This is a genomic window from Pseudomonas sp. 67(2021) (genome assembly GCF_017491835.1).
Classification (GTDB): Bacteria; Pseudomonadota; Gammaproteobacteria; order Pseudomonadales; family Pseudomonadaceae; genus Aquipseudomonas; species Aquipseudomonas atacamensis.
This window is the reverse complement of sequence record NZ_JAFGYL010000002.1, coordinates 338,724-358,776: the sequence shown is the minus strand read 5'-3', so window position 1 is coordinate 358,776 and position 20,053 is coordinate 338,724. Positions and strand designations below refer to the sequence as shown.

Here is a 20,053-nt window from a genome sequence, read left to right as displayed (position 1 = left end):
ACCGAATTGATGAGTAGTGATGTATGCCAGCAAATGTAGTGGTAATAGGCAGCCTGAACATGGACCTAGTCACCCGGGCGCCACGGCTGCCGCGCGGCGGTGAAACGCTGATCGGTCATTCCTTTGCCACTGTGTCGGGCGGCAAGGGCGCCAATCAGGCAGTTGCCGCTGCTCGTCTGGGCGCGCAGGTGGCGATGATCGGTTGTGTGGGAAATGACGACTACGGTGTGCGATTGCGCGATGCCTTGCTCGCCGAGCACATCGACTGCCAGGCTGTCAGCGTCGTAGAAGATTCCAGTGGCGTGGCGCTGATTGTGGTGGATGACAACAGCCAGAACGCCATTGTGATTGTCGCCGGTGCCAACGGCGCGATGATGCCAGCAGTGATCGACCGTTTTGACGCGGTTTTACAGGCCGCCGATGTGGTGATCTGTCAGCTCGAGATTCCCGATGCGACGGTCGGGCATGCGCTCAAGCGTGCACGTGAACTGGGCAAGACCGTCATCCTCAACCCGGCGCCGGCGAGCCGTCCTTTGCCGGCAGACTGGTTCGCGGCGATCGACTATCTCATTCCCAACGAGAGCGAAGCGGCCGCATTGAGCGGGCTCGCTGTCGACTCGTTGCAGTCGGCAGAAACGGCTGCCACTCAATTGATTGCCATGGGCGCCGGTAAAGTCATTGTCACGTTGGGCGCGCAGGGTTCGTTGTTCGCCAATGGCAAGGGCTTCGAACACTTCCCCGCGCCGACCGTGAAGGCGGTCGATACCACGGCCGCAGGCGACACCTTTGTCGGCGGTTTCGCCGCAGCGCTGGCCGATGGCAAATCCGAGGACGAGGCGATCCGCTACGGTCAGATCGCCGCTGCACTGTCGGTTACCCGCGCCGGTGCGCAACCGTCGATTCCAACCATGTCCGAAGTACAGGCGTTCAGACCCGCATGAAAAAGACTCCTTTGCTCAACGTCGCGCTGTCGCGACTGATCGCTTCGCTTGGCCACGGTGACATGGTCGTGATTGGCGACGCCGGTTTGCCCGTGCCGCCGGGTGTCGAGCTGATTGATCTGGCACTGACCCATGGCATCCCTGATTTCGTCAGCACGCTGAAAGTCGTACTCAGCGAGATGCAGGTGGAAAGCCATGTGTTGGCCAAAGAGATCTTCGATAAGCAGCCCTCGGCGCTGGCCGATCTGGACGCGATGAACGAAGAGGGCGCGCTGGGCCGTAGGGATCTGCTCACTCACGAGCAGTTCAAGGTACTGAGCCGACAAGCCAGGGCGATCATTCGTACAGGAGAATGTCAGCCGTACTGCAACATCGTTCTGGTCGCCGGGGTTACATTCTGATTTCCGATTTCACCTGCACAAGGAATGCGCTATGCAACGCTATGCTGAAAAACTCCATCAACTGCTTCGGGGTCTGCTGCTTTTGTCCGTGATAACTGCGACCGGCGCTCAGGCGGCGGAAAAGATCGACCTGATCATCGACACCGATCCGGGCGCTGACGACGTGGTCGCCTTGCTCTTTGCCCTCGCTTCGCCGGATGAATTGAATATTCGCGCTCTGACTACCGTGGCCGGCAACGTGCGCCTGGACAAGACTTCGCGTAACGCGCGGCTGGCTCGCGAATGGGCAGGGCGCGAAGATGTGCCGGTTTACGCTGGCGCACCGAAGCCACTGATGCGCACGCCGATCTACGCCGAGAACATTCATGGCAAGGAAGGCTTGTCGGGCGTCACGGTTCACGAACCGAAGAAAGGCCTGGCGAAAGGTAATGCGGTCAATTATCTGATCGACACTCTTAAATCGGCCAAACCGCACAGCATCACCATCGCCATGCTCGGCCCGCAGACCAACCTGGCTCTGGCGTTGATCCAGGAACCGGAGATCGTTCAGGGCATCAAGGAAGTGGTGATCATGGGCGGGGCGCATTTCAACGGTGGCAACATCACCCCTGTGGCTGAATTCAACCTGTTCGCCGATCCGCAGGCTGCCGAGGTGGTGCTCAAGAGCGGGGTGAAACTCACCTATCTGCCGCTGGACGTGACCCACAAGATCTTGACCAGTGACGCGCGCCTGAAGCAGATCGCCGCGCTGAACAACAATGCGAGCAAGATCGTCGGCGACATTCTCAACGAATACATCAAAGGCGATATGGAGCACTACGGCATTCCCGGCGGCCCGGTGCATGACGCCACCGTTGTGGCGTATCTGCTCAAGCCTGAGTTGTTTACCGGTCGGGCGGTCAACGTCGTGGTGGATAGCCGTGAAGGACCGACATTCGGCCAGACCATCGTTGACTGGTATGACGGCCTGAAAGCACCGAAGAATGCATTCTGGGTCGAAAATGGCGACGCCCAGGGATTCTTTGATCTGCTGACCGAGCGCCTGAAACGCCTGAAATAAGTCGTAGACCCGCAGGCAGTTTGCCTGCGGGTTTTCACTGCGGCTGCTCGGCCTGGCCGATCGGATAGCGTTCGAATACCTGATTGATAAAATGCTGCGCCGCTTCTATTCCCAACTCCTTGACCAGTAGATCGATGCCGATCAGCGCCAGTTCTTCCGTCGTGCCGGGGCTGTAAGAGCTGTGTCCTTCGGCCCATTTGGCGTTGATGGCGGCGTCGATGCTTACACTGGTCATGGGAGGCTCGAAAGGTCAGGATGTCTGTTTTTCGAGTTAACCATTTTGCGCGGCGTTTGGCACTGCGACTTAGGCATGAGCGGAGCGCTATGCGACACTTGGTCTTTTCCGGCTTACCAAGGACCCTGTTGTGCAGATCGATCTGAATAGCCCTGACGGCCTCACACTCGATGCAGTGCGCCAATTGCTCGCGTCGGCCAGTGACGACGTACACAACCAATTGCGCGTGACCAAAGACGGCATCGCCTATCTGTCCACCGTGACCGGTGGGCAGGATATCGACGGTCTGCTGTTTCGCCTGGAAACCTGGGCAAAGGGCTCCGGCTATGTGGGTAACGTCGCAGCCAGCGATGAAGTCTGGGTGATGCAGATTTTCAACGCGCTCAAGGACAACTGGCCGAGTCCGCCGTATGACTACATCGACGTATATTGAGGTCGTTAATATTCAGTCACGATTGTTTGCTGAGTCGCCGCGCGCAGCTCAGGCAAACTCGGCATTTTTCCGCTCGTGGGGCAGGGCATGGCTTGAGCCTTGAAACCAAACGCCGCATTGGCGGTCGCACGATCTCTGCTTAAACATTTGAAAACAAGGAGGCTTCATGCCTTTGAAGTTCGCGACACTGGGTGCACTGATGGCCGCTGCGCTGTTGGCTGGTTGCAGCACAACCTCCAGCGAGTCGGCAAAGGAACCCGTGGCTGCTGAATCGGGGAACAGCCGCTGCGAAGCATCGGCAGCGCAATTCGCCATCGGCAAGAAGGCATCCCCTGAATTGCTGGATCAGGCACGTGCCAAGGCTGGGGCGCAAAATGCGCGTTTCCTCAAGCCAAACGACATGATCACCCTGGAATACCGCTCCGATCGCCTGAATCTGAACACCGACAACAACTTGGTGGTTACCCGCGTCAATTGCGGCTGAACACTTTGTTCAAGACATAAAAAACCCCGTCACTTGGACGGGGTTTTTTTAGTGCACCGAGAAATTACTCTGGGCGAACCTGTGCAGCTTGCATACCCTTTTGGCCTTTCTCAGCCACGAAAGAGACGGTCTGGCCTTCTTTCAGGCTTTTGAAACCGTCGGATTCGATAGCTTTGAAGTGTACGAACAGGTCGTCACCGCCACCTTGAGGAGTGATGAAGCCGAAGCCTTTTTCATCGTTGAACCATTTAACGGTGCCGGTTTGGCGATTAGACATGGTGTATCTCCAAGAAACATATATTTTCAGTAGTACTGTGCTGCTCAGGCCAACTGGGCACACCCGGGTATCATAGTCGAAATGTTCGCTTTGGGAGCCCCCCGGACGTGCTGTTTGCCAATCAGTCGTGTTTTCTTTACCACCCGTTTCTGCTGAAAGCCCCGGTTTGAAAGGCTTTCAGCGAAACGTAAAGACGATAAAAAAACCTGTAAAACCTGCATAAATCGTCTGAAATGGCTCATTTCCAGCACTTTTTTCCGCCTTTCAGCCGATATTAATACCCGGTTTTCTTATTTTTTCGGGGCGGTATTTGCCTTGCATTTGGCGATCTGGCCAAGGGCTTTCTGTTGCAATTCAGGAGTCGCCTTGTTGTCCATCAGCGCCTGAATGTCGCTGGCCGGATAGGACTTGATGGCGTCAGCTCCGCAAGCGCAGTGGGATTTCGCCGCAGCAGCACCGATTTGCTGGGTCGCAGCCTGAGTGCACTGGGCCATGTACTTTTCGCGCTCGCCTTTCGGCCAGTCGGCATGGGCGCTCAGTGGCAGCAGCAGGACGACGGGGGCGACGACGGCGAATAAGCTTTTCAGACGCATGCGAGGATGCTCCTTGTGGGTCAATGTCTTGTTATCTGAGGGCGCAACGGCCTATCAAGTTCAGCACTCTGGCATAAAAACGGACATTTGGCCTTCTGCCAAATCAGGGCGTAGGCGACCGCTCATCTGTGCTAGCATGCCGGGCTCAAGCGTTCTCAGGCTTCGGATGACCTTCAGTCCCGAAGCGGTCGGCGTGCGAATTTTTCCGATTTGAATCCCAGTCACTCTGGTTCGGTTTTCCGGTTGGCCGCAAGGCTCCTGCCGCTGTAAGGCAGGCGTTCGTCATTGAATGGCCTGGATCGGATCTTGTACTGGCTCATCCCAACCCACGTGACCTTTGGTAGGGGTCACCACTAGGAGAGGAGGCGCCATGCCAACTATTACTCTTCCCGACGGCAGTCAACGTTCATTCGATCACCCGGTTTCCGTAGCCGAGGTCGCCGCATCCATTGGTGCGGGTCTGGCCAAGGCCACGCTCGCCGGCAAGGTCAATGGCCAACTGGTCGACGCCAGCGACATCATCAGCAGCGACGCGACCCTGCAAATCATTACGCCTAAGGATGAAGAGGGGCTGGAGATCATTCGCCACTCTTGCGCGCACCTGGTTGGCCACGCGGTCAAACAGCTGTACCCGACCGCGAAGATGGTCATCGGCCCGGTCATCGACGAAGGCTTCTATTACGACATCGCCTACGAGCGTCCTTTCACGCCGGAAGACATGGCGGCCATCGAACAGCGCATGCAGCAGCTGATCGAGAAGGATTACGACGTCATCAAGAAAGTCACTCCGCGCGCCGAAGTGATCGAAGTGTTCAAGGCCCGTGGCGAAGACTACAAGCTGCGCCTGGTCGAAGACATGCCGAACGAGCAGGCCATGGGTCTGTACTATCACGAAGAATACGTCGACATGTGCCGCGGTCCGCACGTGCCTAACACGCGTTTCCTGAAATCCTTCAAGCTGACCAAGCTGTCGGGCGCCTACTGGCGTGGCGACGCCAAGAACGAGCAATTGCAGCGCGTCTACGGCACCGCTTGGGCGGACAAGAAACAGCTGGCGGCGTACATCCAGCGCATTGAAGAAGCCGAGAAGCGCGATCACCGCAAGATCGGCAAGCGCCTGGGCCTGTTCCACACTCAGGAAGAGTCGCCGGGCATGGTGTTCTGGCACCCGAACGGCTGGACTCTGTACCAGGTTCTCGAGCAGTACATGCGCAAGATCCAGCGCGACAACGGCTACCTTGAGATCAAGACTCCTCAAGTCGTCGACCGCAGCCTGTGGGAAAAATCCGGGCACTGGGCCAACTATGCCGACAACATGTTCACCACTCAGTCGGAAAACCGCGACTACGCCATCAAGCCGATGAACTGCCCGTGCCACGTGCAGGTGTTCAATCAGGGCCTGAAAAGCTACCGCGAGTTGCCGATGCGTCTGGCCGAGTTCGGTGCCTGCCACCGTAACGAGCCGTCGGGTGCGTTGCACGGCATCATGCGTGTGCGAGCGTTCACTCAGGACGACGCGCACATCTTCTGCACCGAAGAGCAGATGCAGGCCGAGTCCGCTGCGTTCATCAAGCTGACCATGGACGTCTATCGCGATTTCGGCTTTACCGAAGTCGAGATGAAACTGTCCACTCGTCCGGAAAAACGCGTCGGCTCCGATGAGCTGTGGGATCGCGCTGAAGCAGCATTGGCTGCAGCCCTTGATTCTGCTGGCCTGCCGTACGATCTGCAGCCAGGCGAGGGTGCTTTCTACGGGCCGAAGATCGAGTTCTCGCTGAAAGATTGTCTCGGTCGCGTCTGGCAGTGTGGTACCTTGCAGCTCGATTTTAACCTGCCTGTCCGTTTGGGCGCTGAATACGTCTCCGAAGACAACAGCCGCAAACACCCAGTGATGTTGCACCGCGCGATCCTCGGTTCGTTCGAGCGTTTCGTCGGGATTCTGATCGAGCACTACGAAGGTGCCTTCCCTGCGTGGCTCGCGCCAACCCAGGCGGTGATCATGAATATCACTGATAAACAGGCAGATTTTGTTGCAGAGGTTGAAAAAACTCTCAACGAAAGCGGATTTCGTGCCAAGTCCGACTTGAGAAATGAAAAGATCGGCTTTAAAATCCGCGAGCATACTTTGCTCAAGGTTCCCTATCTTTTGGTTATCGGAGATAAGGAAGTCGAGATGCAGACTGTCGCTGTGCGTACTCGTGAAGGTGCTGACCTGGGCTCGATGCCCGTCGCCCAGTTCGCTGAGTTTCTCGCGCAAGCGGTTTCCCGGCGTGGTCGCCCAGATTCGGAGTAATTATTATTAAGCGTGAAATGAGACAAGATAAACGAGCTGCACCGAAAGCCCCGATCAACGAGAATATCTCGGCACGCGAGGTTCGGTTAATTGGCGCTGATGGCGAGCAGATTGGCATCGTCTCGATTGATGAAGCGCTTCGTATCGCTGAAGAAGCAAAGCTTGATCTGGTGGAAATCTCCGCCGATGCAGTCCCGCCTGTTTGCCGGGTGATGGACTACGGCAAATCGATCTTCGAGAAGAAGAAGCAGATTGCCGCGGCGAAGAAAAACCAGAAGCAGATTCAGGTTAAAGAAATCAAGTTTCGTCCAGGGACGGAGGAAGGGGATTACCAGGTAAAACTGCGCAACCTGGTACGTTTCCTGAGTGACGGGGACAGGGCCAAGGTATCCTTGCGATTCCGCGGCCGTGAGATGGCCCACCAGGAGCTGGGGATGGAACTCCTCAAGCGGGTTGAACAAGACCTGCTCGAGTACGGTTCGGTCGAACAGCATCCTAAGATGGAAGGACGCCAGCTGATCATGGTCATCGCCCCGAAAAAGAAGAAGTAATCAACAGGGCACGGCAGGCCTTCTGATTATGTTTATCAACTGAATGCGGAGTATCCGAACATGCCAAAAATGAAAACCAAAAGTGGTGCTGCCAAGCGGTTTCTGAAAACTGCTAACGGCATCAAGCACAAGCACGCTTTCAAGAGCCACATCCTGACTAAAATGTCGACCAAGCGTAAGCGTCAACTGCGCGGTAGCAGCTTGCTGCATCCGTCTGACGTGGCAAAAGTCGAGCGCATGCTGCGCCTTCGTTAATTTAGTCAAGAATAGAGGAAGTAACTCATGGCTCGTGTAAAGCGTGGCGTCATTGCCCGTAAGCGTCACAAAAAAATTCTGAAACTTGCTAAAGGCTACTACGGCGCACGCTCCCGCGTATTCCGTGTTGCCAAGCAAGCGGTAATCAAGGCAGGCCAATACGCCTACCGTGACCGTCGTCAGAAAAAACGTCAGTTCCGCGCTCTGTGGATCGCTCGTATCAACGCTGGTGCTCGTGTTAACGGTCTGTCCTACAGCCGTTTCATCGCTGGCCTGAAAAAAGCGTCCATCGAGATCGACCGCAAGGTTCTGGCTGATCTGGCAGTGAACGAAAAAGCGGCGTTTGCTGCGATTGTCGAGAAAGCTAAAGCCACCTTGGCTTAAGTACCCCCGACAGTCACCCGGTCTCACCTCTGTGGGGTCAGGTGTTAAACGTCATAAATAGGGGAAGAGCCTTCAAGCTCTTCCCCTATTTTGTATCTGGAGTCTGTACATGGAAAACCTGGATGCGCTGGTCTCTCAAGCACTAGAGGCTGTGCAAAGCGCTGAAGATATCAATGCCCTGGAGCAAATCCGGGTTCAATACCTTGGCAAGAAGGGCGAATTGACTCAGGTGATGAAGACCCTGGGGAATCTGCCGGCAGAGGAGCGTCCGCAAGTCGGTGCGCTGATCAATGTTGCCAAGGAACGTGTTACAGGCGTTCTCAATGCGCGCATGGCATTGTTTGAAGAAGCCGAGCTGGCTGCCAAGCTGTCTGCCGAATCCATCGACGTGACATTGCCGGGCCGTGGCCAGACCTCTGGCGGTCTGCATCCGGTCACCCGGACTCTGGAGCGCGTCGAGCAGTTCTTCACCCGCATTGGCTACGGCATCGCCGAAGGCCCTGAGGTCGAAGACGACTACCACAACTTTGAAGCGCTCAACATCCCAGGCCATCACCCGGCCCGGTCGATGCATGACACCTTCTATTTCAATGCCAACATGTTGCTGCGCACCCATACCTCCCCGGTACAGGTCCGCACCATGGAATCCAAGCAGCCGCCGATCCGCATCGTCTGCCCGGGCCGCGTCTATCGCAGCGACTCCGATATCACCCATTCGCCGATGTTCCACCAGGTCGAAGGCCTGCTGGTTGATCGCGATATCAATTTTGCCGATCTCAAAGGCACCATCGAAGAATTCCTGCGGGTGTTCTTCGAAAAAGAACTGGCCGTGCGTTTCCGTCCTTCGTACTTCCCGTTCACCGAGCCATCCGCCGAAGTCGACATGGAATGCGTGATGTGCAGCGGCAAAGGCTGCCGTGTCTGCAAGCAGACTGGCTGGCTGGAAGTGATGGGCTGCGGCATGGTTCACCCGAACGTGCTGCGCATGTCCGGCATCGACCCGGAAGAGTTCTCCGGCTTTGCCTTCGGCATGGGCGTCGAGCGTCTGGCCATGCTCCGTTACGGCGTGAACGACTTGCGTCTGTTCTTCGACAACGACTTGCGGTTCCTCGCGCAATTTCGCTAGTCGTAACGAATTCTTAGGAGAGCAGGATGAAATTCAGTGAACAATGGCTGCGTGGCTGGGTTAGCCCGCAGGTAGATCGCGATGAGCTGGTTGCTCGTCTGTCGATGGCCGGTCTTGAGGTCGATAGCGTTACGCCGGCCGCCGGTGTCTTCAGTGGTGTTGTGGTGGGCGAGGTGCTGAGCACCGAGCAGCATCCGGACGCCGACAAATTGCGCGTGTGCCAGGTCAGCAATGGCGCGGAAACCTTCCAGGTCGTGTGCGGAGCGCCAAACGTGCGCCCGGGCCTGAAGATTCCGTTCGCCATGATTGGCGCAGAGCTGCCGGGCGACTTCAAGATCAAGAAGGCCAAGCTGCGTGGCGTCGAGTCCAACGGCATGCTGTGCTCGCAAGCCGAATTGCAGGTTGGTGAGGGCAACGACGGTCTGATGGAGCTGCCGGCCGATGCGCCGGTGGGCGAAGATTTCCGTGTGTATCTGGATCTGGAAGACGCCAGCATCGAGGTTGACCTGACCCCGAACCGTGGTGACTGCCTGTCCCTGGCCGGTCTGGCCCGTGAAGTCGGCGCGCTGTACGCCGTGCCGGTAACCCGTCCTGTGGTGGCTGCGGTTGCAGCGGTACACGACGAAGTCCGTTCGGTCGAGGTGCTGGCCCCAGCGGCCTGCCCGCGTTATCTGGGCCGGGTCATCCGTAACGTCGACCTGTCCAAGCCTACGCCGCTGTGGATGGTTGAACGTCTGCGCCGCGCCGACGTGCGCAGCATCGACGCTGCGGTCGACATCACCAACTACGTGATGCTCGAGCTGGGTCAGCCGCTGCACGCTTTTGATCTCGCCGAAATCAATGGCGGCATTCGTGTGCGCATGGCGGAAGAGGGCGAGAAGCTGGTTCTGCTTGATGGTCAGGAAGTCAGCCTGCGTAGCGATACGCTGGTCATCGCTGACCACACTCGTGCACTGGCGATCGCCGGCGTCATGGGTGGCGAGCACAGCGGTGTTTCCGCGACCACCCGTGATGTGTTCCTCGAATCTGCGTTCTTTGATCAGATTGCGGTTGCCGGCAAGGCACGTTCTTACGGCTTGCATACCGACGCTTCGCATCGCTACGAGCGTGGCGTTGACTGGCAACTGGCCCGTGAAGCCATGGAGCGCGCCACTGGCCTGCTGCTGGAAATCACTGGTGGCGAAGCTGGTCCGATCATCGAGACCGTCAGCGAGCAACATCTGCCATCGATTGCACCGATCACTCTGCGCGCTCAGCGCATCACTCAGATGCTCGGCATGGAGATGGATTCGGCACAGGTCGAGCGTCTGCTCAGTGCCTTGGGCCTGAGCATTACCGCTGACGTTGAAGGACAATGGCGCGTTGAAGTGCCAAGCCACCGCTTTGATATCAGTCTGGAAGTCGACCTGATCGAAGAGCTGGCTCGTCTGTACGGTTACAACCGTCTGCCGGTTCGCTACCCGCAAGCGCGTCTGGCACCCCAAGCCAAGGCCGAAGCGCGTAGTGATCTGCCTGAGCTGCGTCGTCTGCTGGTTGCTCGTGGTTATCAGGAAGCGATCACTTACAGCTTCATCGATCCGCGTCAGTTCGAACTGTTCAATCCAGGTGTCGAGCCGCTGTTGCTGGCCAACCCTATCTCCAATGACATGGCGGCCATGCGTTCGTCTCTGTGGCCAGGTCTGGTCAAAGCGCTGCAGCACAACCTCAATCGTCAGCAGGATCGCGTGCGTCTGTTCGAGAGCGGCCTGCGCTTCGTTGGTCAGCTTGAAGGCTTGAAGCAAGAGCCGATGCTGTCCGGGGTTGTTTGCGGTAGCCGCTTGCCGGAAGGCTGGGCGCAGGGTCGCGACACCGTTGACTTCTTCGACGTCAAGGCTGACGTGGAAGCGGTACTGGGTTTCGCTGGTGCCTTGGATTCGTTCACCTTTGCTGCAGGCAAACACCCGGCGCTGCATCCGGGGCAGACCGCGCGCATCGAGCGTGAAGGTCGCGAAGTAGGCTTCATTGGTGCGATCCACCCAGAATTGTCGAAAGCTTTGGGGCTGGATCGTCCGGTGTTCGTCTTCGAGCTGGTTCTGGCTGAAGTGGCGCTCGGTAAAATGCCGAAATTCCACGAGTTGTCGCGCTTTCCTGAAGTGCGTCGTGACCTTGCACTGATCGCGCACAAAGACGTCGCGGCCTCGGCTGTACTGGACGTAATCCGTGAAAATGCAGGCGAATGGCTCACAGAGCTCAGGCTGTTTGACGTGTATCAGGGTAAAGGTATTGATCCTGATAGAAAAAGCCTTGCAGTTGGCTTGACCTGGCAGCATCCATCGCGCACTCTTAATGACGATGAGGTGAATTCGACGACGCAAAATATCCTCACCTCGCTCGAACAAAGGTTGAACGCCACGTTAAGGAAGTGACGTATGGGGGCTTTGACGAAAGCTGAGATGGCGGAACGTCTGTATGAAGAGCTGGGCCTGAACAAGCGGGAAGCCAAGGAATTGGTAGAACTGTTTTTCGAGGAAATCAGGCATGCTCTTGAAGACAACGAGCAGGTCAAATTGTCCGGTTTCGGCAATTTCGACCTTCGGGACAAACGCCAGCGGCCTGGCCGCAACCCGAAAACGGGGGAAGAAATCCCGATCACGGCTCGCCGTGTGGTCACCTTTCGTCCAGGGCAGAAGTTGAAGGCCCGAGTTGAGGCTTATGCTGGAACCAAGTCATAACGACGAGCTACCTGTCATCCCGGGCAAACGCTACTTCACCATTGGTGAAGTCAGCGAGTTGTGTGCCGTAAAGCCACACGTGCTGCGCTACTGGGAGCAGGAGTTTCCTCAGCTCAACCCCGTCAAACGCCGCGGGAACCGCCGGTATTATCAGCGCCAGGACGTGCTGATGATCCGGCAGATCCGCGCGCTCCTTTACGATCAGGGTTTCACCATCGGCGGCGCACGTCTGCGTCTGTCCGGCGACGAAGCCAAAGACGATACCACCCAGTACAAACAGATGATTCGGCAGATGATTGCCGAATTGGAAGATGTCCTGGTGGTGCTCAAGAAATAAAAAGCGGCGTTTGAATACTTCCAGTTTTCAAACGCTTGCGATATATTCTTGAGCGCTCTTCGAGGTGAAGAGCGAGATGCAACATCAGTCGGGGCGTAGCGCAGTCCGGTAGCGCACTAGCATGGGGTGCTAGGGGTCGAGTGTTCGAATCACTCCGTCCCGACCATATTTTTCAATGACTTAGGCCAATGTTCACAGCATTGGCCTTTTTCATGTGTTTGAGATGCGCGGGGCTGCTCGATCACGCCTGCGACTCGCACTACCAAGTGTTTGGGTTGGTCAGAATGTCCGCTCGTCGAGCAAATAGCACTCTCTGTGCGCCGATCTCCTCTCACTTATTAAGCGCAGCCCCTGCGCCACTGACGGGAGAGAATGATGATCGACGACAACAATGGCCCTGAAGCGCCATATCCGGGACCAAGTGAGCAAAACCCTGACACTGGCGAGGGTCATGATTCCGGCCTGGAGCAGGCTGATTCTGAGCCGAAGCAGGGCACCGACGAACGACCAGAGGACTGGAATCCGCCACCCGGCAATCCTGGCTCTGATCAGGACGCCCAGACGGGCCGAGATAATGGCGGCGCTAAGTAAGCCCGATCAATTGTAATAGTTCACGAGACCCGGCCATCGCGCCGGGTTTTTATTGCCGCCCAACCCTCTATCAACATCCCCGGGCGCAGACGGTTATTTGGGCTTGGGTGGGCGAAGCCGAGCGGCGCCGGCGGCTGGAAGCTTCGATCCAGGCGCCGGCAACAAGCATGTTCACTCTACGATGCAGATCCAGCGATGGTTGTATCGATAGGGTGCGCGGGTGAAATGGACGTCTGAGACCATTTTCATGCCTCGCTCTTGAAGCGCTTCGGTCAGTTGTACGAGTGTCTCTGCCTGGATAGTCATTGCTGTCACCTCGTCAGATTTACTGCGTTCATAATTCTTGACCGAGAGATCAGGCGGCTAATTCATTTTTTCTACAGTAGTCATTAGCGCCGCATAAGCAGGAACACAGCGTTACTTCGCGCCAACTACCTCACCCCATTCAAGCCCGAACCGCCCCAGATACTTCCTCAAGCGATCGGCATCATTGGGTTGCGCCTTGGCCTGCCGGGAAACCCCGAATAACCGTCGGCCGGCATCCGACAGGCTGTCCGCCTGCTGGCACACCTCAATGACAGCCTTCAATTGCAAGCGATCGAACAAGTCCATGCTCTCGCCATCTCCTGGCAACTCAGTCGATAGCGCAGAGGGATGCGCCAAGCCCCACGCATATCGCAATCGTTCGATCTCATCATCGACCTGCGCTTCATCGATGCGCCCGCTGTCGGCCAAAGTCGCCATCCGCGTAATCGATGCGGACAGCTCGCGAAAGTTGCCCAGCCAGGCTGCTGCAGGTGAGCTGGCGAAGGCCAGGTAGCGTCGGCGTGCTTCGAGATTGAAGCGCACCCGTTCACCCTGTTCTCGAGCATGGCGTTCCAGTTCGAAGTCGATGTTCGGCTCGATGTCTTCGCGGCGCCCGGCGAGGCCGGGCAGGTCGAACGTCCATAGATTGATCCGAGCGTACAGGTCCTCGCGAAACGCGCCTTCGGCGACCCGGCTGCGCAGGTCGCGGTGGGTGCCAGCAATGATCAAAAAATCACTCTCGACTTCCTTGTCCGAGCCCAGCGGGAAGAAGCGTTTCTCTTCGATTGCTTTTAACAGCATCGCTTGTTCGTCTGCGCCGAGCTCACCGATTTCATCGAGAAACAACATGCCACCATCGGCGGCGCGCAGCAGGCCATCGCGAGCGTTCTGCGCGCCGGTGAAGGCGCCTTTGACGTGGCCGAACAAGGCCGACATCGCGCCGTCGCCACGCAAAGTGGCGCAGTTGACTTCGACAAAGCGTCCCTGCATCTGATGGCGATTGCGTTTGAGTTCGTAGATGCGCCGCGCCAGGAAGGATTTGCCGGCGCCGGTCGGGCCGATCAGCAGCATGGGGGCTTTGGAGCGCAGCGCAACGCGCTCGATCTGCTCAATGGAGCGGTTGAAGGCCGGGTTGCGCGTGGCGATGCCGGACTTGAGAAATTCCAGGCCTTCGAGACGTTTGCTGGCGAAGCGTGAAGCAATCCGATCATAGCGCGACAGATCGAGATCGATCAGCGCATGAGTGCCGCAGGCGGGTTCGTTATCGTTCTTGCGCTTGGCGGGGGAGGTCTGGATCAGCCGGGCCGGCAGGTAACGCGCCTCGGTGAGCAGGAACCAGCAGATCTGTGCGACGTGGGTGCCGGTGGTGATGTGGACGAGGTAATCCTCGTGCTCGGTGTCAAAATTGTACGCAGTGGTGAAGTCGTGCAGGGCGCCGTACACCTCCTCGAAATCCCAAGGGTTGCGCAGCGACATTGGATGCAGGCGCACTTCGGTGCTCGGAGAAATCTGCTGGATGTCCGCTCGGACGCGCTCGGCGAGGCTGACGTCGCGCGCGTCGAGGCCGTGAATCAATTCAAGCCGATGGATAGGGAGGTCTGTTTGTTGGCACAGACCTACGCTTGGTCGCCAATAATTCCACCGGCTGGCACCTTTGCCGACACGATCGAGGGTGGCTCCGATAAATCCGATGGCGACCGTGCGTTTGTTGGGCATGCTTATCTCATAAGATAAATGACGATATGCAATGATAATTTTGCTGGTCTGAATTGTCTTCCATAGATTATCGAGACACGTCGTATCAAAGATAAAAGCTATTGAAATCAAAAGCATAGCAGAAACAACCATAGCCGCATCCAAAGCTGGCACAGCGTCTGCAATGCTGACGGAAACGAACATGGACACCAAGATATGAAAGACCGAACCTACCAGCTTCTCGAAGTCGCCAACGGCAAGCCCATCAAACTCTGGACCGAAGGTGTCCCGGTTGAAAACGAAGCCCGCGCACAGTTGATGAATACGGCAAAAATGCCGTTCATCTTCAAGCATCTGGCGGTGATGCCCGATGTGCACTTGGGCAAGGGCTCGACAATTGGCAGCGTGATTCCAACGGTCGGCGCGATCATTCCCGCAGCGGTGGGCGTCGACATCGGTTGCGGCATGATCGCTGCGCGTACGTCGCTGACGGCCGCAGATCTGCCAGACAACCTGCATGGATTGCGTACTGCAATCGAAAAAGCGGTGCCGCACGGCCGCAGTTCGAATCGTTCGCGGCGAGACAAAGGCGCCTGGGACGAGGTTCCGCAGCAAGCCGATCAGGCCTGGGCGGGGTTGCAGCCGCGCTTCAAATTGATCACCGACAAGTATCCGAAACTGGCCAATACCAACAACCGGGCGCACTTGGGGACGCTCGGCAGTGGCAATCACTTCGTCGAAGTGTGCCTGGATGAAGCCAACCGGGTGTGGTTCATGTTGCACAGTGGTTCGCGTGGCGTCGGCAACGCTATCGGCAACCTGTTCATCCAGATGGCCCAAGCCGATATGCGCCAGCACATTGCCAACCTGCCGGACCGTGACCTGGCCTATTTCGAAGAGGGCAGTCAGCATTTTGATGATTACGTGGAGGCGGTTGGCTGGGCGCAGGACTTCGCCAGACAGAACCGTGAACTGATGATGCGCGCAGTGATTCAGGCCACGCGGCAGATCATCCACAAGCCTTTCGAGGTCGCGCTCGAAGCGGTCAATTGCCATCACAACTACGTGCAGAAGGAACGGCATTACGGTGAAGACGTGCTGATTACCCGCAAAGGCGCCGTGTCAGCGAAGAAGGGCGAGCTGGGGATTATTCCAGGCTCGATGGGCGCCAAGAGCTTCATCGTTCGCGGTCTGGGCAATGAAGAGTCATTCAGTTCCTGCAGCCATGGCGCTGGGCGCACCATGAGCCGCACGAAGGCCAAGAATACCTTCACCGTCGCCGATCAGATTCGCGCCACGGCCCACGTGGAATGCCGCAAGGACGAAGCGGTGATTGACGAAATTCCGATGGCCTACAAGGACATCGACAAAGTCATGCACGCCCAGCGTGAGCTGGTGGAAGTGCTGCACACCCTGCGTCAGGTGGTGTGCGTCAAAGGATAAGGAACTGCGGCGCTGGCGAGAGCACGTCATCGTTCAATACGCCGGTTCATCACGGCTGAGCTGAAGCGCGAATGACGAACTTTGGTCAAAACTCAGGAAGACCCACGACGGCTAAACGGTACCTCAGGAACACCGTCAGGCTGTACGCGTAAGGAATTGCAATGAAAAAGGATGTAATTGAACTGGACGGCGCCATTGGTGGTGGCCAGGTGTTGCGCAGTGCGCTGAGCCTGTCGATGGTGACAGGCCGGGCGTTTCGCATTAAACAGATCCGCGCCAGACGCAGTCGTCCGGGATTGCTGCGTCAGCATCTGACAGCCGTGATGGCGGCGGCCGAGGTTTGTGGTGCAGAGATATCTGGTGCGCATCTGGGGTCGCAAGCCCTGAGCTTCGAACCGGGCGAGATTCGCGGAGGCAACTTTCAGTTCGCTATTGGCACGGCGGGCAGTTGCACGCTGGTGCTACAGACGCTGTTGCCAGCCTTGTTGCAGGCGCCGCAGGCCAGCCGAGTGACGATCTCCGGTGGCACCCACAATCCGCTGGCACCGCCGACGGATTTCCTCTCGCGCAGTTGGCTACCGCTGCTGCGGCGCATGGGCGGCAATGTCGAGCTGGAGTTGCTGCGTCATGGTTTCGTACCGGCTGGCGGTGGCGAGATTGCCGTGACGGTGCAGCCGTCGCGCCTGACGCGACTGGATGTGTGTGAGCGCGGCGAGGCGATTTCACGGCAGGCTCTGGCGCTGACTGCCGGACTTGCGCCTACCGTCGCTCAGCGAGAACTGAGCCAAGTGGCCAAGCGGTTGAACTGGCTTGCGGAGGCGCTGCAAGCGGTGACGCTTGATCCGGCGCGCGGCCCGGGCAATGTGTTATTGCTGGAGTACGTTTTCGAACACGTCACTGAAGTGTTCAGCGCATTTGGCCAAGTGTCGTTACGCGCTGAGAAAGTAGCGGATGCCGCGATCAATCAGGCTGCTGACTGGCTGCGCAGTGATGCTGCGGTCGCTGAGCACTTGGCCGATCAGTTGCTGTTGCCGATGGCGCTGGCCGGCGGTGGATCGTTCACCACGCCGCGCATGACTGATCATTTGCGCAGCAACATTGAAGTCATCCAGCTGTTTTTGCCCGTCCGTATCGATTGCCAGGAGGGGGGCGGTGATCGCTTGCGGATAGCAGTTTCACAAACTCATTAGTAGCGACCTGCGATCCCGAAGGCAGTCGCAAAACTTCACTGAGAGCGCCACTAGCCTTCAGCCATTAGCACATCCGACCTAATTGCCCCTGTTCCGGCTCGACCTTAAAGTCCTGTCGCTTGGCAGCTGACTGTCAAATTTTTCCGGTACGAAATCAAAAAGGTCGATCTGCAATGAACTCATCAAGGACTATTCCGGTTCTCGCTTTATTCGCAACAATGGTCCTCGCGGTCACTGGATGCCAGACCGTAAAGCCGGGGGAGAGTGATCTCAAGAATCGCGCACAGACCACTATCGGCAAACCCGTGATCAAGGTTTCCAACATCCGCAGCGACTTCAATACAACGTTCTATACCGCTCAAACCGAAAGCGGTGAATATACGTGCGAGCTGCCGAGCGGCCCGATGGTAGCTCTGGGTTCCATGGGCATGGGACTGGGCGCTCAGTGCACCAAGCAATGACGAACCAGTCTCTTCGCCGCTAAAAAAAGAAAGGCCAATGTCGATGACATTGGCCTTTTTCTTTAACGAATACTCGGCGCAGATCAGTTGGTTTTCGAGTTCAACTTGCGCAGTTCTTCATAGGTTGCCGATTGCACGAACCAGAAGCCGGAGACGATGCACCAGCCCAGGGTGCCGCCTACGAACATACCGAGACCCGAGAGAAAGCTCTGGCTCATCATGAAGAGGGAAACGATCAGGATGACCGCCAATGCGATGTAAAGAACGATGTTGTTGACGCCGATGACGAAATCTTTCATTTGCATTCCTTGGATGTATTTTCCTCTGGCCGCCCTCTATGGCGGCCAGTGCGCGCATCATATTGATATCACCCGGTGTTGCGCTAGTTTCGCTGTCGGATTTTCGTTACTAAAAGCGAATCCACCTTTACTGAGCGGGTTCTTTATCCAGGTCTTCGGAATCGCTCGACGTCGCCGCATCCTTCTCTGTCTCATGCGGCTCTGATCCCGCGTTGGCGCCTGAGGATTCTTCGCCTTTCTTGTTCGCCTTCTCGTCATGGTCGCGAGAGCTTTCTGCATGATTGACGCCGGGCAGGGCCGTAGCAGGGGTGGCGGCGCCCGCCGTAGATTCGGCTGCCGAAACATGAATCGGGCCGATCAGGCACAGGCTGAAAAACGACAGGGCGAAAATTTTCTTGTTCATCACGTGGGCCTTCTGCGCGGTGGGATGTACAGCGTTGGATAGGCCTGTCTGGCGAAGGTGCGCGGTACTGGACGAGCGGCGAATTTCACCCTGATGAAAAAAATCCCGACAGCAGGCAAATTGCTGGCCCCCAGAGACATTTCGCCCCGGCAAAATCGCCTTTTTTCAAAAGGTTAGGTTGGCTATATGCGGACGATTGTCATCACCGTTGCGATGCTTTCCCTGGCTTTGATCGCCTCGGGAGTGCAGGCAAAAGAGTTAAGCAAGGGCCATCGCTTTGCCTGCACTTGGGGCTCGGATATCGCTGCCGGGGCGCAGCGATCGAAATTGTCTGGAGTTTCACTGTATGGCGCGCGCAAGCAATTGCAGGTTCGCCGGTTCCAGCAGCCATGGATGCGCATGACCGCGATGGGGATTACCGAGCAGACCTACAACAGCAGTTCCAAGCTCAAACCGGCAGCGGTCAAGCAGACCTATTATGAGCAATGCGTACGCCACGAATTGGCTCGGCGCTGATGCCCCTTTATCCAGCGCTGGGAACACAGCTTAGGAATCGCCAGAACCCTTGGCGACTGCCGGCCCGGCCACCCGCGGCAACGGCTTGCTCTGCATCAACGCATCCAGAGCCTTGCGATACCCCTGACCGCCAAGCGCCATGCTGTTGTTGTGCGTAGCTCCGGGCACCAGCAACAGGCGCTTGGGCTGCTCAGCGGCATTGAACAGCTGCTCGCTGAAGCGCGGCGGCACGAAGGCATCAGCCAGGCCATGCACCACCAAAAGCGGCATATGAATATCGGCGATCTTGTCGATGGAATCGAATTTCTGCGACAGCAACCAGCGCACCGGGAGCGAGGTGTTGGCCACGGCGGCAGCTACGTCGGCGAGAGAAGTGAAGGTCGATTCAATGACCAGACCGCGAACCGGCAGAGGTGTGTGGTTGCGCGCCGCGTTCTGTCCCAGTTCGGCCGCCAGATCAATCGCCACCGCGCCACCGAGAGAGTGGCCGTAGATCAGGCGCTTGTTCGGGTCCGGTTGCAGCAACTGGAAGCGCTCCCACGCCACGCGGGCATCCTCATAAACGCTGCTTTCGGATGGTAAATCACCCTTACTTTGGCCGAACCCTCGATAATCGATGGCCAGCACCGAATAGCCCGCCGCTCGCAGTTGTTCGATGCGAAACAGTTGCCCGGTGAGGTTCCAGCGCACGCCATGCAAGTAAAGGATTGCCGGGGCATTGGCACGTTCAGCCGGCCACCACCAGGCATGGATGTTCTGCCCGGCTTTGAAACTCTTCGGTTGCAGATCGAGTTCCTGAACGCTCCCGGGCAGTCCGCGATACCAGCCGGCAGTGCCCGGCTCAATGCGAAAAAGCAGTTTGCGCTCGGTGTGTTCCAGCACCGCACAACTCGTCGGCACGCCGATGATCAGCGCGGCCATCATGGCGAACGCCAGGCGGCGGCGTCGCAGACGAGTCAGCAAGGACAGGAACATTAATCGTTTCACCACGGCGCAGACAAAGAACGCTTTTTACCAGATGCCTCGGTCTGCGCGTGATTATTTTCGACCACCGTTCATGTGCAACGA

General features: G+C 57.4%; 25 protein-coding genes and 1 tRNA gene. 19 read left to right on the top strand and 7 right to left on the bottom strand.

Annotated features, from left to right (window positions below; genetic code table 11):
• Nucleotides 1-23 precede the first annotated feature (23 nt).
• From rbsK to J5M66_RS05285, 3 genes are read left to right on the top strand one after another with little or no spacing between them, the layout of a single operon-like run.
• Nucleotides 24-941: a ribokinase gene (gene rbsK / locus J5M66_RS05295; protein WP_123443192.1), complete on the top strand. Its 918-nt coding sequence runs from the start codon at nt 24-26 to the stop codon at nt 939-941.
• On the top strand, nt 938-1,342 hold the full coding sequence (gene rbsD / locus J5M66_RS05290) for a D-ribose pyranase (protein WP_123443193.1): 405 nt from the start codon (nt 938-940) through the stop codon (nt 1,340-1,342). The genes rbsK and rbsD overlap by 4 nt, the downstream gene beginning before the upstream one ends.
• A gap of 31 nt (nt 1,343-1,373) precedes the next feature.
• Complete coding sequence (locus J5M66_RS05285; RefSeq protein WP_016774044.1) at nt 1,374-2,402, top strand: nucleoside hydrolase; 1,029 nt, start codon at nt 1,374-1,376, stop codon at nt 2,400-2,402.
• A gap of 34 nt (nt 2,403-2,436) precedes the next feature.
• On the opposite strand, the gene J5M66_RS05280 is transcribed toward J5M66_RS05285, so the two are convergent.
• Nucleotides 2,437-2,637, bottom strand: a complete 201-nt coding sequence (locus J5M66_RS05280) for a hypothetical protein (protein ID WP_016774045.1) — start codon at nt 2,635-2,637, stop codon at nt 2,437-2,439.
• A gap of 130 nt (nt 2,638-2,767) precedes the next feature.
• Between J5M66_RS05280 and J5M66_RS05275 the strand changes: the two genes are divergently transcribed.
• Together J5M66_RS05275 and J5M66_RS05270 are read left to right on the top strand one after the other, a co-directional pair.
• Nucleotides 2,768-3,070, top strand: a complete 303-nt coding sequence (locus J5M66_RS05275; RefSeq protein ID WP_123443194.1) for a hypothetical protein — start codon at nt 2,768-2,770, stop codon at nt 3,068-3,070.
• 166 nt (nt 3,071-3,236) lie between these two features.
• On the top strand, nt 3,237-3,554 hold the full coding sequence (locus J5M66_RS05270) for an I78 family peptidase inhibitor (protein ID WP_016774047.1): 318 nt from the start codon (nt 3,237-3,239) through the stop codon (nt 3,552-3,554).
• A 64-nt stretch (nt 3,555-3,618) separates the two neighbouring features.
• Here the strand turns inward: J5M66_RS05270 and J5M66_RS05265 are convergent, their stop codons facing one another.
• Both J5M66_RS05265 and J5M66_RS05260 read right to left on the bottom strand, forming a co-directional pair.
• Entirely contained in the window at nt 3,619-3,831 is a 213-nt protein-coding gene (locus tag J5M66_RS05265; protein ID WP_003179963.1) for a cold-shock protein, read from the bottom strand.
• Between the two features lie 290 nt (nt 3,832-4,121).
• On the bottom strand, nt 4,122-4,424 hold the full coding sequence (locus tag J5M66_RS05260; protein ID WP_016774048.1) for a hypothetical protein: 303 nt from the start codon (nt 4,422-4,424) through the stop codon (nt 4,122-4,124).
• A 370-nt stretch (nt 4,425-4,794) separates the two neighbouring features.
• Here J5M66_RS05260 and thrS point away from each other — a divergent pair, with 370 nt between their 5' ends.
• From thrS to J5M66_RS05210, 10 genes are all read left to right on the top strand, one after another.
• The gene (gene thrS / locus J5M66_RS05255; protein WP_024012407.1) at nt 4,795-6,717 is read left to right on the top strand and encodes a threonine--tRNA ligase; all 1,923 of its coding nucleotides are present in this window, start codon (nt 4,795-4,797) and stop codon (nt 6,715-6,717) included.
• On the top strand, nt 6,717-7,268 hold the full coding sequence (gene infC / locus J5M66_RS05250; protein ID WP_169432615.1) for a translation initiation factor IF-3: 552 nt from the start codon (nt 6,717-6,719) through the stop codon (nt 7,266-7,268). The genes thrS and infC overlap by 1 nt, the downstream gene beginning before the upstream one ends.
• 60 nt (nt 7,269-7,328) lie before the next feature.
• Nucleotides 7,329-7,523 carry a 50S ribosomal protein L35 gene (rpmI, locus tag J5M66_RS05245; protein ID WP_002553160.1) on the top strand — a complete coding sequence of 65 codons (195 nt, stop codon included), beginning with the start codon at nt 7,329-7,331 and terminating at the stop codon, nt 7,521-7,523.
• A gap of 27 nt (nt 7,524-7,550) precedes the next feature.
• The gene (gene rplT, locus J5M66_RS05240; protein WP_002553161.1) at nt 7,551-7,907 is read left to right on the top strand and encodes a 50S ribosomal protein L20; all 357 of its coding nucleotides are present in this window, start codon (nt 7,551-7,553) and stop codon (nt 7,905-7,907) included.
• A gap of 109 nt (nt 7,908-8,016) precedes the next feature.
• Nucleotides 8,017-9,033: a phenylalanine--tRNA ligase subunit alpha gene (gene pheS / locus J5M66_RS05235; protein WP_003226365.1), complete on the top strand. Its 1,017-nt coding sequence runs from the start codon at nt 8,017-8,019 to the stop codon at nt 9,031-9,033.
• 26 nt (nt 9,034-9,059) lie between these two features.
• Nucleotides 9,060-11,438, top strand: a complete 2,379-nt coding sequence (gene pheT, locus J5M66_RS05230; RefSeq protein ID WP_207807343.1) for a phenylalanine--tRNA ligase subunit beta — start codon at nt 9,060-9,062, stop codon at nt 11,436-11,438.
• A gap of 3 nt (nt 11,439-11,441) precedes the next feature.
• A complete protein-coding gene (gene ihfA, locus J5M66_RS05225; RefSeq protein WP_002553164.1) occupies nt 11,442-11,744 on the top strand; it encodes an integration host factor subunit alpha in 303 nt (100 codons plus the stop codon).
• Entirely contained in the window at nt 11,725-12,081 is a 357-nt protein-coding gene (locus J5M66_RS05220; protein ID WP_003179985.1) for a MerR family transcriptional regulator, read from the top strand. Before ihfA ends, J5M66_RS05220 begins: the two co-directional genes overlap by 20 nt.
• A gap of 89 nt (nt 12,082-12,170) precedes the next feature.
• Nucleotides 12,171-12,247: transfer RNA gene (locus J5M66_RS05215), tRNA-Pro, on the top strand.
• A gap of 209 nt (nt 12,248-12,456) precedes the next feature.
• Nucleotides 12,457-12,672, top strand: a complete 216-nt coding sequence (locus J5M66_RS05210) for a hypothetical protein (protein ID WP_073474334.1) — start codon at nt 12,457-12,459, stop codon at nt 12,670-12,672.
• A gap of 417 nt (nt 12,673-13,089) precedes the next feature.
• Here J5M66_RS05210 and rtcR read toward each other — a convergent pair whose 3' ends face one another.
• A complete protein-coding gene (gene rtcR, locus J5M66_RS05205) occupies nt 13,090-14,694 on the bottom strand; it encodes an RNA repair transcriptional activator RtcR (protein WP_207807462.1) in 1,605 nt (534 codons plus the stop codon).
• 195 nt (nt 14,695-14,889) lie between these two features.
• Between rtcR and J5M66_RS05200 the strand changes: the two genes are divergently transcribed.
• From J5M66_RS05200 to J5M66_RS05190, 3 genes are all read left to right on the top strand, one after another.
• Nucleotides 14,890-16,116 carry an RtcB family protein gene (locus J5M66_RS05200; RefSeq protein WP_123443196.1) on the top strand — a complete coding sequence of 409 codons (1,227 nt, stop codon included), beginning with the start codon at nt 14,890-14,892 and terminating at the stop codon, nt 16,114-16,116.
• A 161-nt stretch (nt 16,117-16,277) separates the two neighbouring features.
• The gene (rtcA, locus tag J5M66_RS05195) at nt 16,278-17,306 is read left to right on the top strand and encodes an RNA 3'-terminal phosphate cyclase (RefSeq protein WP_207807342.1); all 1,029 of its coding nucleotides are present in this window, start codon (nt 16,278-16,280) and stop codon (nt 17,304-17,306) included.
• A gap of 173 nt (nt 17,307-17,479) precedes the next feature.
• On the top strand, nt 17,480-17,767 hold the full coding sequence (locus J5M66_RS05190; protein WP_207807341.1) for a hypothetical protein: 288 nt from the start codon (nt 17,480-17,482) through the stop codon (nt 17,765-17,767).
• 83 nt (nt 17,768-17,850) lie between these two features.
• Here J5M66_RS05190 and J5M66_RS05185 read toward each other — a convergent pair whose 3' ends face one another.
• Both J5M66_RS05185 and J5M66_RS05180 read right to left on the bottom strand, forming a co-directional pair.
• A complete protein-coding gene (locus J5M66_RS05185) occupies nt 17,851-18,066 on the bottom strand; it encodes a hypothetical protein (RefSeq protein WP_016774063.1) in 216 nt (71 codons plus the stop codon).
• A 127-nt stretch (nt 18,067-18,193) separates the two neighbouring features.
• Nucleotides 18,194-18,469 (bottom strand): hypothetical protein, encoded by a 276-nt coding sequence (locus J5M66_RS05180; protein ID WP_136493983.1) that lies wholly within the window; start codon nt 18,467-18,469, stop codon nt 18,194-18,196.
• 186 nt (nt 18,470-18,655) lie between these two features.
• On the opposite strand from J5M66_RS05180, the gene J5M66_RS05175 reads away from it, so the two are divergent.
• Nucleotides 18,656-18,985, top strand: a complete 330-nt coding sequence (locus J5M66_RS05175; RefSeq protein WP_024012417.1) for a hypothetical protein — start codon at nt 18,656-18,658, stop codon at nt 18,983-18,985.
• A 30-nt stretch (nt 18,986-19,015) separates the two neighbouring features.
• On the opposite strand, the gene J5M66_RS05170 is transcribed toward J5M66_RS05175, so the two are convergent.
• Entirely contained in the window at nt 19,016-19,960 is a 945-nt protein-coding gene (locus tag J5M66_RS05170) for an alpha/beta hydrolase (RefSeq protein WP_016774066.1), read from the bottom strand.
• Between the last annotated feature and the right edge of the window lie 93 nt (nt 19,961-20,053).